This window comes from Pseudomonas sp. GD04019, from assembly GCF_029837695.1.
Classification (GTDB): domain Bacteria; phylum Pseudomonadota; class Gammaproteobacteria; order Pseudomonadales; family Pseudomonadaceae; genus Aquipseudomonas.
Genome location: NZ_JAOEEA010000004.1, coordinates 380,143 through 392,912, shown reverse-complemented (window position 1 = coordinate 392,912; position 12,770 = coordinate 380,143). Strand labels below are relative to the sequence as shown.

General features: G+C 63.4%; 10 protein-coding genes and 1 pseudogene. 10 read left to right on the top strand and 1 reads right to left on the bottom strand.

Going from position 1 to position 12,770, the window contains the following annotated elements; all coding sequences use genetic code 11:
- The 5 genes and pseudogenes from N7607_RS09270 to N7607_RS09250 all read left to right on the top strand — a co-directional run.
- Positions 1-310, top strand: a pseudogene (locus N7607_RS09270) (type VI secretion system tip protein VgrG); the annotation flags it as partial.
- Positions 297-1,193: a DUF4123 domain-containing protein gene (locus tag N7607_RS09265; protein ID WP_279868744.1), complete on the top strand. Its 897-nt coding sequence runs from the start codon at positions 297-299 to the stop codon at positions 1,191-1,193. The pseudogene N7607_RS09270 and the gene N7607_RS09265, both read left to right, overlap by 14 nt.
- Positions 1,190-4,597, top strand: coding sequence for a toxin VasX (locus tag N7607_RS09260; protein WP_279868745.1), 3,408 nt, complete (start codon positions 1,190-1,192; stop codon positions 4,595-4,597). Before N7607_RS09265 ends, N7607_RS09260 begins: the two co-directional genes overlap by 4 nt.
- On the top strand, positions 4,590-5,648 hold the full coding sequence (locus tag N7607_RS09255) for a hypothetical protein (RefSeq protein WP_279868746.1): 1,059 nt from the start codon (positions 4,590-4,592) through the stop codon (positions 5,646-5,648). The genes N7607_RS09260 and N7607_RS09255 overlap by 8 nt, the downstream gene beginning before the upstream one ends.
- A gap of 168 nt (positions 5,649-5,816) precedes the next feature.
- On the top strand, positions 5,817-6,773 hold the full coding sequence (locus tag N7607_RS09250; protein ID WP_279868747.1) for a DUF6708 domain-containing protein: 957 nt from the start codon (positions 5,817-5,819) through the stop codon (positions 6,771-6,773).
- 223 nt (positions 6,774-6,996) lie between these two features.
- On the opposite strand, the gene N7607_RS09245 is transcribed toward N7607_RS09250, so the two are convergent.
- Positions 6,997-8,241 carry an MFS transporter gene (locus N7607_RS09245; RefSeq protein WP_279868748.1) on the bottom strand — a complete coding sequence of 415 codons (1,245 nt, stop codon included), beginning with the start codon at positions 8,239-8,241 and terminating at the stop codon, positions 6,997-6,999.
- Positions 8,242-8,440: 199 nt separating this feature from the next.
- Here N7607_RS09245 and N7607_RS09240 point away from each other — a divergent pair, with 199 nt between their 5' ends.
- The 5 genes from N7607_RS09240 to N7607_RS09220 all read left to right on the top strand — a co-directional run bounded on the left by N7607_RS09240 (position 8,441) and on the right by N7607_RS09220 (position 12,755).
- Positions 8,441-9,418 (top strand): sulfite exporter TauE/SafE family protein, encoded by a 978-nt coding sequence (locus N7607_RS09240; protein ID WP_279868749.1) that lies wholly within the window; start codon positions 8,441-8,443, stop codon positions 9,416-9,418.
- A 125-nt stretch (positions 9,419-9,543) separates the two neighbouring features.
- Positions 9,544-10,821 carry a bifunctional O-acetylhomoserine aminocarboxypropyltransferase/cysteine synthase gene (locus tag N7607_RS09235; RefSeq protein ID WP_279868750.1) on the top strand — a complete coding sequence of 426 codons (1,278 nt, stop codon included), beginning with the start codon at positions 9,544-9,546 and terminating at the stop codon, positions 10,819-10,821.
- Between the two features lie 55 nt (positions 10,822-10,876).
- A complete protein-coding gene (trxC, locus tag N7607_RS09230; RefSeq protein ID WP_279868751.1) occupies positions 10,877-11,314 on the top strand; it encodes a thioredoxin TrxC in 438 nt (145 codons plus the stop codon).
- A gap of 89 nt (positions 11,315-11,403) precedes the next feature.
- Positions 11,404-11,847, top strand: a complete 444-nt coding sequence (locus tag N7607_RS09225) for a YiiD C-terminal domain-containing protein (RefSeq protein ID WP_279868752.1) — start codon at positions 11,404-11,406, stop codon at positions 11,845-11,847.
- Positions 11,848-11,960: 113 nt separating this feature from the next.
- Complete coding sequence (locus N7607_RS09220; RefSeq protein ID WP_279868754.1) at positions 11,961-12,755, top strand: universal stress protein; 795 nt, start codon at positions 11,961-11,963, stop codon at positions 12,753-12,755.
- Positions 12,756-12,770 lie beyond the last annotated feature (15 nt).

Here is a 12,770-nt window from a genome sequence, read left to right as displayed (position 1 = left end):
TCTCTCCAGCGGCCTCAAGGTCGTCCTCGAAGCCGGCGCCGAACTCACCTTCAAGGCCGCCGGCAGCTTCATCAAGCTGGACGCCAGCGGCGTCACCCTGGTCGGCCCGCAGATCAAGATCAACTCGGGTGGCAGTCCAGGCAACGGTACAGGTGCGTCGCCCATCCTACCGGGCAAGGTGGTCGCTGCCGACAGCGACAAAGCAGGCGAACTATTGATCCAGGCTCAGCGCCAGGCGCTTATGCAGAAGAAACCGCTGTGCGCCATCTGCGAAGCAGCCAAGCGGGAGGCTGCGGATGCGGAACAATGATCGCCCATATCTCGAGCTGCCGGCCGGACTGCCATGGGATTCCCAGGCGAGCCTGCTGCTCGATGGCATCAGTGTGGAAGAACTACCGCGCCGACTCTATGAGTGGAGTCACGAGCCTGACTTCGAACCGCTGTATGCAGGTACCCGCTGGTCAGACCTGAGCGATGTATCTCCGTGCCTGGTTCGCCTGACTGGTCCTGGCGATCCGACTCTCGCTCAACATCTGCGGCATGCGGATGAAGAATGGGGCTATCTGTTGTTCAGCAAGGCCGACCGGGAAAATCAGCTGACGCACCTGCGCTGGTTGAGCTGCGTCAGGCACCCACTGGGCGAAGAAATGCTCCTTCGCCTGGCCGATCCGGCGGTAGCCGGAGCATTGCTCGAACATGCCATGCAGATCGGCGACGCCACCCTGTTCGGACCATTCGAGCAAATTGCCCTGGTCGACCGCACGAAACATGTCTGGTGTCAGTATTCTCGCCCAGCGACCGCCACCAGAATCTCGCGGGAGCGACCCTATCAACTCTCCGAGGATCAGCTGGAATTGCTAGGCGAAGTCAGCCTGCGCAGCTGCGTTATCCAGCTCGATGCCCATATGCAGGAGTTCTTCCCCCACTACCAGCCCCAGCTGCTGGGCCCGGAGCGCTGGCAACATTTACACGGGCTTGCTTCGAATGCCTATGCGCGCGGTTTCAACAGCGAGCGAGCCATCACCCTATACGCCAACATTTTTGGCTTTCTCGGCGAGCATGCCCTGGAGCGGCACGCTGACATCGCTGCATTGCTGAATACGCCCTCCGCAGCATCGCCCGAACAGCGTATCGAGCAGGCCGCCGAGCTGGCCAGAGAACGTGCCGACTCCATGGAAGGGAACTCCATATGACCGCCCAGCAACCACCACGCAGCAGCGGCAAGAATCCAAATCTGGCACCCAAGAGCAGCAGCGACGTCAAGATCGCTGGCGGTGCCTGCCCGTTGATGAAGAACAAGATACAACTGCTGCCACTGCGCTATGGCCTGGTCGAGCGCCTAGATCCGGCCAGCGAAGTAGCAGTGCCTTACAAACTCAAATCGAGGCCACTGGGCATCCGCCTGCTACGAGGTGGCTGGCTGTATGTGATTGATAACAGCACCGGCTATCTGCACGAGTACCGGGTCGAGAAAGGTGTCGTTACCAAGTTTCTCTGGAAAGGCAAGGAAGCCGCTCAGGACAAGCGCCAAGGCAACCTGACCGATGATCGCCTGGTTTTCCCGCGCAGCAGCACCCTGCATGTTAGCTTTTCGGAAGTGCAGTGGACCGCCTTCAAATGCTCGCAGATGCTCAAGAGCCGAGCCGAGCGCGACCACTTCATGCAAGTGATCGATCTGACAAAGGCCGATTGTGAAAAAGGTGGCAACCACCTCCTGACCGAGAAACAGGCCGCCAAATGGATAGCGGAGCTGGCCGAACAGCCCGCCGCCATCAAAGCCCCGACAGGCGCCCACCCCGAGGAAAGCCAGGACTACTGCTGGGAGCACCAGCCGCTCTATCGCAAGACCCAGCTCGGCGAGGTGAAGAAGGCCCTGCAGCCCAAGCACGAGCACGACCACCTCTATCTGGTGTTCAAGGACAGCATCGGCGTCATGCGCGACTTGGCCGACGAGCAGGACAAGGTCGTCGGCTGGATTGAAAGCTGGGTAGCCAAGGAACGCAACGACCTCAAGTACGTGATAGGCAGCTACATCGAGACCCTGATGGTGGTGAGCGACAGCACCGCACGTAAAGCGGGCGCCAGCTCGAAACTGTTTGAGAAAACCACTCCAGCCCAGCGCCAGAAAATCTACGATTACATCAATGCCCGCAACCGCTTAGCTGGCATGCATCGTTTCGACCCCAGGGTCCCGGCAGCCCAAACGGATGTCGCCGCCAAGAAAAAGGCCATGGAAGAGGCGCTCGGCGACGACCTCTATGACGAACTGGAAGACGATATCGAGGTCATCGAGGACCACAGCCATGCGGTGCTGGAGGGCAAGGGGCTGGGCGCGCGAGGCATCCATGATCTGGTCCGTCACAAGGAGATGAACCAGTACCTTGCCGCCGAACGCGTTCATCTCCAGCGCTGGAACGCTCGCCTCGACCGCATCACGGCAGACCGTGTCGGTCTCTTCACCCAGGCCGAATACCACCGCAGCGCCTGGTACTTCGACACCAATGTGCCCGATCAACTGATGGCCGCGCTGGTGACCGAGCAGAACTGCGTACGTGACATGTGCCGCACCGAAGACAGCCTCAAGGCCGTCAGCGAGTACTTCCACAAATACCCCTATTACATCCTCCCCGCCTTTGCCAGCCGCCTGGACCTGGCCTTCTTCATCAGCAAGTCGGGAGATCTGACCAAATGGCTGGACGACATCCGCAACCTCAAAGGCGGGCTGGCGGACGCCAAGGCCCGCCTACAGGAAGTGGGGGGGCTGATGGGCAGCCACTGGAGCAAAAGCCTCACGCTCAGCCCCGCAGCTCTCAGCGCCAGCCAGGCCGTCAATGCGGCCTACTCGCCGGCCATCGCCCTGCGCCTGCAGGACTGGCTCGCAGCGGTACAGAGCAAGCTCAACAGCCCCGACCTGAAAGCCCATCTGGACAAGCTGGAGGCCTACAGCAATCGCGCCCAGCGCCTGGGCAGCCTGGCCGCGCTCAAGCAGGAAGGAGCCGATCTGCAGGTGGCGACCGAGCAAGATGTCACGCTCTTCATGTCCAGGCTGGCAAGCCTTGTACGGCTACTGGACAGCGAAGACCAGCTGACCGCTGCACGCGACCGGGCCAAAGCCGACAGCAAGCGCCGCAGCCTCAGTGAGGCTCAGCGCCAGGCTGCCAAAGTGCAGAAACAGCAGCTCAACCAACAATTGGCCGCACTGCGCCAACAGCGCGCCGCTCTGGTCAGCCAGATCCAGGACAGCGTGATTACCACCGGCGCAGCGCAAGCGGGTTTTATCGGAGCAAAACTGAAAATCGACCCTGCCCAGCAGAACCTGCTGAACGAGGAGATCCGCCGGTTGCGCTTGGGCCTGCGGGGCGCTTATGGCGAGACGGGCGCCTATAGTGCAGTCGCGAAAAGCAGCGCACTGCCGCTGCTGGCACTGGCCTTACAGACATGGAATCTGAGGGATGCACTGAAGGCATGGCAGAGTGTATCCAAAGATCCGTCCTGGAAAGATCGAGTCATCTTCTACGGGGCACTTATGGCCCCAGTATCATCTGCTCTATCGGTATATCAGAACGCCCATATCGCCCTGGTGGATAAAGCCTTCAAGGCCATTGTCGCCAGCTCCGGCGGCAAAGGTGGCATGCAGTTCGCCGTCAAGCTGGGCAAGCTGGGGCTGGGCCTGGGCGCGGTGATTGCGCCTTTGGCCCTGCTAGGCTCGGTGGGCACCTCCTGGAACAACTGGAACAAATGGCTGGACGCCATGCGCACTGGCACCACCAGCGAACAGGCCGGCGCGCTGATGGCCTTTGTCGGCGACACCAGCAGTACTGCAATAAACGCTGCAATCACCGGCAAGGCATTTGCGGAGTTTGGCGGGCTGATCATGGAGGCCTCGCGAGCAGCACCGGGCCAGCGAGCGGTAGCGCTCAGCGCCGCCTGGGCCACCCGTGGTGCGCGTTTTCTGAGCTTTTCCGTCCGCCTCAGCCCCTGGGGCCTGGCGGCCACCGCCCTGCAGTTTGGCGGCGAGACGCTGTACAACTACGGCAACCTGGATGACCAGCAGCGCTGGATGCTGGGTTGCTGCTGGGGCCTGGAAAGCAAGGGCTGGGACTGGCCCACCCATGCCCAGGGCCTGGCCGAGGCCAGCATGCGCCCGCTGATCACCGATCAAGGCCTGGCCCAGCGTCCCCAGGATGGCGAAGAGTCGCGCCGCCTGCTGCTGAGCCTGCCAGGCGTGAGCATGGCCAGCCTGCGCCAGCATCCGCTGCGCCTTACTGCGGAATGGGAGTATCAGCTCGGCTGGCCCGCAAAGGACATCGGCGAGATCGTGCGCAACAACCTGCGCCCAGTCGGCGACAACCCGCTGACCCTTGAACTGGAGGTGTCGGCCGACTGGTCTGGCCCACAATCCAGACTACGACTGCGCCTGGCGGTACAACCGGAGTTGGCCGGCACGCCGCTCAAGCAAAACGATGCATACCTGTACTACTCGATTCCGTTAGGCTCCACCGCTTCGAGCGAGCCGATCAAGGGCGAGCCCTCCGTCGGGCCCACCCGTATCGCCCCGCAATGGATCGAAATCACCCCGGAGCACCTGCATGCCTGAAAACCAATACGAGCGCCTGCCCCACGCCGGGGACTTCGAGCGCGAAACCGGCACCGAGGTGTTCTACCTGGCGCCCAGGCCGGTGCCCACTGGCATGCCGGCCTTCAGCGGGCAGAACCTGCATCAGGAGGCCAATGAAGTTTTCCTGGATGTGGGCGCCGGCCAGGCCAGCGTCGAGTTCGCGGCCAGGGCCTATATCGGCTCGGTGATGACCTTAATAATCTTATTCTTTTTTGCCTCTGGCTTTGGAGCTTGGCTTCGGAGGTATAAGGAGCCGTTTGTTGATGGCTGGATCGATGGCTTTTCCACCCCCCCCATGTGGGGCTTTATTGCCTGCATTGCCGCTTTGGCCGGCTACAACATGTTCCGCATTATCCGCAATCTCGGCGCTCGCTCGCCTGTGCGCTTTAACCGCCAGCGCCGCGAGGTGGCCCTGGTGTTTCGCGGCGAAGCCCCTGTCTATGTGCCCTGGGAAGAAGTAATCGCCTGCGTTTCGGCCAGCCAGATCGTTACCCAGTACGCCGTTATGCCCAGCTTTGCCCTGATGCTCGGCCTGCGCAATGCCAGTAGCGGCGATGTCTATTGGGTCACCATCCCCGGCGGCAATCTGAGCTTGGTGGTCAGCGAGTGGGAAGCCATTCGGGTGTTTATGGAAGAAGGCCCTGCGGCCCTGCCGACGCCGGTACTGTCCGATGAAGAATTTCAGGAAGGTACCGTGGCCTACTTTCACATGTGCCGGGGCGTGTACCGCAAGGAACACTGGTGGCCGCGCTATGCCTTCGGCTTTCTGGTCATCCAGTTCTGTAGCGGTTGGACCTTGCCCTGTCACATCGCTCAGTGGGTCAACCGCCGTCCCAAGGCCGTCTTTCCGCAGGAAGTACTGGACTGGTCGCAACCCTTGCCCGACGAGCAGCAGGCCAATCCGAGCGAAGCCCTGCTCAAGGAAAGCGCCGAGATCCGCAAGGCCTTCGCCAAGGGGCAAAACCTGCTGGATTACTACCAGATCAAGTTCGCAGAGCCGGCCACCGAATCACCCGCCGCAACGGGTTAGACTCCTTTCATGGTCCCAACCGCTGACTCCATGCCAAACCCACCGCAGCAACCTCAGGACGAACTCGACCTCAGAAACCAACGCCCCAGCGCCGGAGAGGCTCGTCGCTTCGCTACTGGTGAGGCCCTGTTCCTAGCTCCGCTACCGGTCCCAACCGGACATCTCCCCATGGATTTGTGGGGCAGTTTTGTAGAAGTCAACGACACCTATCTGGACGTTGGCCAGAGCAATACCAACAAGGCATTCCAGACCCAATTGGCGATTTGGGGCGTGATGTTCGCAGGCGGCACTATGCTCTTTGTCCTCCCGCTTCTGGGGGCAGCCATACAGGCATTCGGTCCATATAAAAAAGATTTCTGGAACATGTTTTATGAAGGCTTTTACCTCTACTTAGTTGATGTGAGCTGGTGGACAGTACTACCTATATCAGCCCTGCTTACTGCTACGGTGATTCACAGCACCCTCAAAAAAGCTCGTACTCGCCCCCTACGCTTCAACCGCCAACGCCGCGAGGTCTGCTATTTCCCCGAGGGCAGCGACGAACCCATCATCCAGTCCTGGGAGGAACTGGTTGCCTGGGTCTCGGTCAGCACCGGTTTCACCGGCGAAGGAGTAATGAGCACCTACACCTTCGGCATGGCCATCGATAACCCCAAGACCGACAAGACCCACTTCCTCACCCACGGGGTATTCACCCCCGCGCATGGCATCTCCAAATGGGAAGCCATCCGCAGCTATATGGAAAAGGGCCCGGCGTACTGCCCCGGTAAGGCACCCTACGAGGGACGCCACACTTTCGATCTGGAGCGCAACGCCGTGCACGAGGCCTATCGCGAAGGCAATGGTTCGGCCATCGGCGTCGCCTGGTGGTACCTGTGCCGGGTGATCACTTGGTGGCGCGTCCCCTATTGGGTTGCCGAGTGGGACCACGGCTACGCGATGAAGGCCATGCCCGCCAACATCGCTCAATGGTCACAGCCGCTACCCACCGAGCAATGGACCAAATCTAGTCAGGCACTAAAGGAGCAGACCGCTCGCCTGGAAAAGGCCTATGCCAACGGCCAGAACTTCACGACCTACTTCAACTCCCAGCTCAGCATCGAGCCTTCAACCGCTAGCGCATGAGCAATTCATGACGCTGCAGCTCCAGAACGAGCTCGACGTCAGAAACTTGCACCGGCGAGGCGCATCGTTTCGTGGGGCAACCTAGCTATCCGCATGTCTGAAAACAAATACGAACGCCTGCCTCACGCCAGGAGTTTCGAGCGCGAAGCCGGCAGCGCTATGCAGCTCAGCCTATGTGCCCAGTCAGACTTGGCAATCCTCAGGCCTGCGTTGCACTGGCAGCTTACCTCGGCCCCGCCCCATGCCGAGCAAAGAACCAAGGTAACAGCAGCAACATAAGCGAACCCAGCGCTGCAGCCACGACGAACAACACCTGATATCCCAACCACTTGGCCAGCATGCCACTGCAAGCCCCCACGATGCCCGCCAGCAGCACCTGCGCACTGGCCTGCAGGGTGAAATCTGCACCTTCATGCTCAGGGCGGCACATGCGCATCATCACGGCGAACAGGGCGACGGTGGACATGCCGTCGGCGGTCTGTTCGAACAACGAGGCCGCATACACCAGCCCCGTATCGGCACCTCTGCCCACCAGCAACGCCATGCCGGCAATGCCGAGCGCCTGCAGGGCGCCGAAGGTCAGCAGCGAGCGCAGGGCGCCGAGGCGAGCGTAGAGCAGGCCGCCGAGCAGGGCGCCGCCGATGCCGGCCAGGCTGCTGATCAGGGTCAGTTGGCCGAGGTCGGTGGTGTCCCAACCCTGGTCCACCAGCATCGGCTTGATCATCGGCGAGCCGAGGGCGTCGCCGAGCTTGAAGGTGAGCACCACCGCCAGCCAGGCAAGCATGCCCGGTTGTACCAGTAGCCCCTTGTAATGGCGCCACAACAGGCCGGGGCCGGCGGGCTCGGCCTGCTCGACGTGCTGCGGCAGCAGGCGACGCTCGGGAAACAACCAGATCGGCAGGGTCAGCAATAGCAGGGCGCCGGCCAGCAGGCCGATGGAGAGATTCCAGCCCAGCGGGTCGATCAACAGCAGCAGGCCGCTGCCGCTGGCCAGCATGCCGACCTTGTAGCCGCCCACCTGCAGGCTGTTGCCCAGACCGCGCCAGCGCTCCGGCAGCAGGCGCACAGCCAGGCCGTCGGTGGCCACATCCTGGGTGGCGGCGCCCAGGTTGATGATCAGCAGCAGGCCCAGCAGCAGCCAGAACGCGCTGCCGAACAGTGCTTGCGGAGCGATCAGTGCCAGGCCGGCCAGACAGGTAATCACCGTGCCCTGCAGCGGCAGTATCCAGCCACGGTGATGTCCCAGGCGCCGTGAGCCGATGCGGTCGACCCAGGGCGCCCACAGCACCTTGAGCAACCAGGGCAGCGCCAGCAGCTTGAGCAGGCCGATCAGTCCCAGGTCGACACCGTGCTGGCGCAGCAGCACCGGCAGCGAGTGGGCCACCAAGCCGGACGGCAGGCCCTGGGCACAATAAAGGGAAGCCAGGAGTACCAGGGTGGTATTGCCGGGGCGATCTGCGGTGGTCATGAAGCATCCCTGCGCGAAAGGTGGCCAAGCCTAGGCCAGGGTGGAGAGCGGAGGCAACGTGGATATTCGAAGGGAAAGCCAAAACAAAAAAGAATATAAACCTACAGAAACATTCTTAGACTCTCTAAGCAAAGCCCATTATCTTCGCTGCCTGCTTATTCCAGCCTGTTCTACCACCCACTGTCAGGCAGCCGGTGCAATGAAGATTCGCGATCTAGACCTCAGCCAGAGCCCGCTCAACGCGGAGCACGAAGCACTCGGCCTGCCGCCCGTGGAAGACTACGTTTCCCACCCGGACAATCACCCGGTGCTGCGCGCCGCCATGTGGGCGGCGGTGCTGATTCTGGCCAGCTTGATAGGCTTCCTCGCCTGGCGCCTGTTCTTCGGCGACAACGGCGGCCACAGCGGCCTGGAGATCATCGAGAGCGCCCTGAGCAGCCCAACCTTCTGGAGCGCGGTGGCAGTCGGCCTGCTCGCCCAGATAGTCGACGGCGCCCTGGGCATGGCCTACGGCATCACCGCCACCACCTTCCTGCTCAGCGCCGGCGCCTCGCCCGCCGCGGCCAGCGCCAGCGTGCATATCGCCGAAGTGTTCACCACCGGCCTGTCGGGCATTTCCCACGTCAAGCTGGGCAACGTCAACAAATCGCTGTTCCTGCGCCTGCTGCTGCCGGGCATCATCGGCGCGGTACTCGGTGCCGTACTGATCACCCAGTTCGACGGCGCGGTGATGAAGCCCTTCATCTCCGCCTACCTGCTGCTGATGGGCCTGTACATCCTGTACAAGGCCTACCGCCATGTGAAGCAGCGCAAGGAGCCCAAGCACGTGGCCAAGCTGGCCCTGTTCGGCGGCTTCGTCGATGCCGCCGGCGGCGGCGGCTGGGGCCCGGTGGTCACCAGCAGCCTGATCGGCTCGGGCAGCGACCCGCGCACCACCATCGGTTCGGTGAACTTCGCCGAGTTCTTCCTGACCCTATCCAGCGCCGCTTCCTTCATCCTCCTGGCCGGCGAGCTGGATACCTGGCTGATGGTGGCCGGCCTGGTGTTCGGCGGCCTGTTCGCCGCACCGTTCGCCGCCTACCTGTGCAAGAAGATTCCGGCACGCACCCTGATGACCATCGTCGGCTGCCTGATCGTGCTGATCAGCGCCTTCAACATCTACAAGTCGCTGGCCTGATCCGGGGCATAAGGCCCTGCCAAAACGATCTAGGTAAAGGCCCGGTTCATTGCTCCAGCGCATTGACCGGGCCTCGGCGTTTTCCCATGCTGCGGGCCTTCCATACCGTCGAAGGAACGCACCGCATGAAACTGGAAACCCTCGCCATCCACGCCGGCTACAGCCCCGATCCGAGCACCAAGGCGGTGGCGGTGCCGATCTACCAGACCAGCTCCTACGCCTTCGACGATACCCAGCACGGTGCCGACCTGTTCGACCTGAAGGTCCCCGGCAACATCTACACGCGCATCATGAACCCGACCAACGCCGTGCTCGAACAGCGCGTGGCGGCGCTGGAAGGCGGCGTCGGCGCGCTGGCCGTGGCCTCGGGCATGGCCGCCATCACCTACGCCATCCAGACCGTCGCCGAGGCCGGCGACAACATCGTCTCGGTGGCCAAGCTCTACGGTGGCACCTACAACCTGCTGGCCCATACCCTGCCGCGCTTCGGCATCCAGACCCGCTTCGCCGCCCACGACGATATCGCCGCCCTGGAGGCGCTGATCGACGACAGGACCAAGGCGGTGTTCTGCGAGTCCATCGGCAACCCGGCCGGCAATATCGTCGACCTGCAGGCCCTGGCCGACGCCGCACACCGCCACGGCGTGCCGCTGATCGTCGACAACACCGTGGCCACGCCGATCCTCTGCCGGCCGTTCGAGCATGGCGCCGACATCGTCGTGCACTCGCTGACCAAGTACATCGGCGGCCACGGCACCAGCATCGGCGGCATCGTGGTCGACTCGGGCCAGTTCCCCTGGGCGGACAACAAGGCGCGCTTCCCGCTGCTCAACACCCCGGACCCGTCCTACCACGGCGTGACCTATACCGAGGCCTTCGGCCCCGCCGCCTTTATCGGCCGCTGCCGCGTGGTGCCGCTGAGCAACACCGGCGCGGCGCTGTCGCCGTTCAATGCCTTCCTTATCCTGCAAGGCCTGGAGACCCTGGCCCTGCGCATGGAGCGCCACTGCGAGAACGCCCTTAGGGTCGCCCACTACCTGCAGAGCCACCCTCAGGTGGCCTGGGTGAAGTACGCCGGCCTGGCGGACCATCCGGAGCACGAGCTGGCCGTGCGCTACACCGGCGGCAAGCCCGCTTCGATCCTCTCCTTCGGCATAGTCGGCGGGCAGGCCGCCGGGGCGCGCTTTATCGATGCGCTGAAGCTGGTGGTGCGCCTGGTCAACATCGGCGACGCCAAGTCGCTGGCCTGCCACCCGGCCTCCACCACCCACCGCCAGCTCAACGACGAGGAGCTGGAGAAAGCCGGCGTGCCGCGGGACATGATGCGCCTGTCGATCGGCATCGAGCACTTCGACGATATCCGCGCCGACCTGGAGCAGGCCCTGGCCGCCGCCGGCGCCTGATTGCCCTTGTTATGTGCGCCGCCTGCCACCACTTAGGTGGCAGGAGGACACCGACATGAGCCAACCCTTGCTGATTCCCTGCCCGCACTGCGCCGGGCTCAACCGTATTCCGGCCGAGCGCCTGGGCGATGCACCACGCTGCGGGCGCTGCAAGAACGCGGTACTGCCGAGTGCGCCGTTCGAGCTGAACCAGGCCAGCTTCGCCGCCCAGCTCAAGGGCGACCTGCCGCTGCTGGTGGATGTCTGGGCCGACTGGTGTGGTCCGTGCAAGGCCTTTGCACCGACCTTCCAGCAGGCCGCCGCGCAGCTGCAGGGACGTTGCCGCCTGGGCAAGCTGGACAGCGAGGTCAATCAGCAGCTGGCCGGCCAGCTCGGCATCCGCTCCATCCCCAGCCTGATCCTGTTCCGCGGCGGCGTCGAAGTCGCCCGCCAGGCCGGCGCCCTGCCGCTGCCGCAATTGCTCGGCTGGCTGCGCAGCCAGAGCATCGCCTGAGCGGATCGGTCAGCCGCGGCGAGCGCCGCGGTCATTGCCGCCGCAGCGCCAGCGGCTAGTCTCGGGGCTCCACTGCCAGGAGCCCGGATATGCCGCTACCCGCCGAGATGGCCCGCGTGTTCACCGAAGAGAAAATCGATTTCGTCAAACGCAGCGGCCTCAAGGCCGAGGAGCTGCTGCCCGGCTTCGTGCGCCTGCGCATGCCGCTGGCCGGCAACCAGAACCATATCGGCACCCTCTACGCCGGCGCCCTGTTCACCCTGGCCGAGATCCCCGGCGGCGCCCTGTTCCTCACCAGCTTCGACGTGCAGCGCTTCTACCCGCTGATCAAGGAGATGAACCTGCGCTTCCGCCGCCCGGCGACCAGCGACATCTCGGTCGAGGCGCACCTGGACGCCGAGGAGATCGAGCGCATCCAGAACCAGGCCGAACGCGAGGGCAAGGCCGAGTATCGCCTGGAGCTGCAACTCAAGGATGCCGATGGCCAAGTAGTGGCCGAAACGAGCGCTCTGTATCAATTGCGCAAACACTGACGTGCGGGACTTGTCCCCAGGCCAAAGCAGGTCTATTTAGAAAGCTCATTCTAAAGAACCCGTAGAGGTTTTCACCGGCGCCGCGCATGGACGAGGCGCACAAGGGGAACGACATGACAGGACACGTCCTTATCGCGCACGACCTGCGCAGCACTGCTGACCTCGCTCTTCGCCGCGCAGCCCAGATCGCTCGCCAGCACGATGCCAAACTGACTCTATTGCACGTGTTCGACCCCAAGCTGGGCCAGGCCGAGCGCGAACGCATCGAACAGACCCTCGACCGCAGCCTCACCGAATTCGCCCCCTCCGGCAGCCAGCTGCGCCTGTGCCACGGCAAACCGGCCGAGGGCGTGCTGGAGCAGGTGCAGCAGAGTGGCGCCGACCTGCTGGTGCTCGGCGCCCACCACCAGCGCCACGAGTTCTTCTCCGGTACCACCCTGGACCGCATCGCCCGCCGCTGCCCGGTGCCGCTGCTGCTCGCCGCCCGCGATGAGGACAGGCCCTACCGCAGCGCGGTGGCCGCCATCGACTTCTCCCTGTGCGCCTGCACTGCTCTGCACCAGGCGTGCCTGCTGCTGCCGAGCGAGGCGAGCATCCACGCCCTGCACGTATTCGAGCCGCAGAAGAATGGCGCAGTAGCCGAAGCCGAGCTACGCACCCAGCGCGCGCTGATCGACCAGTTGCTGCATGACGAGGCCCTGCGCCTGCCGCCGGACGTGCCCACGCTCAGCCACGAGGTACGCACCGGCAGCATCCTGCGCACCCTGCAGGAGTACATCTCCGGGCAGCAGCCGCAACTGCTGGTCCTCGGCAGCCACGGGCGCAGCGCCCTGTCCCAGGCCCTGCTCGGCAGCCTGGCGCAGCATTATTTGCACAAGGCGCCGTGCGACGTCTTTGTAGTGCGTTAAGGCTACGGCGAAAAC

Coding starts and splice junctions, on each gene's coding strand:
- N7607_RS09265 (WP_279868744.1), top strand. CDS start 297: ATGCGGAACAATGATCGCCCATATCTCGAGCTGCCGGCCGGACTGCCA.
- N7607_RS09260 (WP_279868745.1), top strand. CDS start 1,190: ATGACCGCCCAGCAACCACCACGCAGCAGCGGCAAGAATCCAAATCTG.
- N7607_RS09255 (WP_279868746.1), top strand. CDS start 4,590: ATGCCTGAAAACCAATACGAGCGCCTGCCCCACGCCGGGGACTTCGAG.
- N7607_RS09250 (WP_279868747.1), top strand. CDS start 5,817: ATGGATTTGTGGGGCAGTTTTGTAGAAGTCAACGACACCTATCTGGAC.
- N7607_RS09245 (WP_279868748.1), bottom strand. CDS start 8,241: ATGACCACCGCAGATCGCCCCGGCAATACCACCCTGGTACTCCTGGCT.
- N7607_RS09240 (WP_279868749.1), top strand. CDS start 8,441: ATGAAGATTCGCGATCTAGACCTCAGCCAGAGCCCGCTCAACGCGGAG.
- N7607_RS09235 (WP_279868750.1), top strand. CDS start 9,544: ATGAAACTGGAAACCCTCGCCATCCACGCCGGCTACAGCCCCGATCCG.
- trxC (WP_279868751.1), top strand. CDS start 10,877: ATGAGCCAACCCTTGCTGATTCCCTGCCCGCACTGCGCCGGGCTCAAC.
- N7607_RS09225 (WP_279868752.1), top strand. CDS start 11,404: ATGCCGCTACCCGCCGAGATGGCCCGCGTGTTCACCGAAGAGAAAATC.
- N7607_RS09220 (WP_279868754.1), top strand. CDS start 11,961: ATGACAGGACACGTCCTTATCGCGCACGACCTGCGCAGCACTGCTGAC.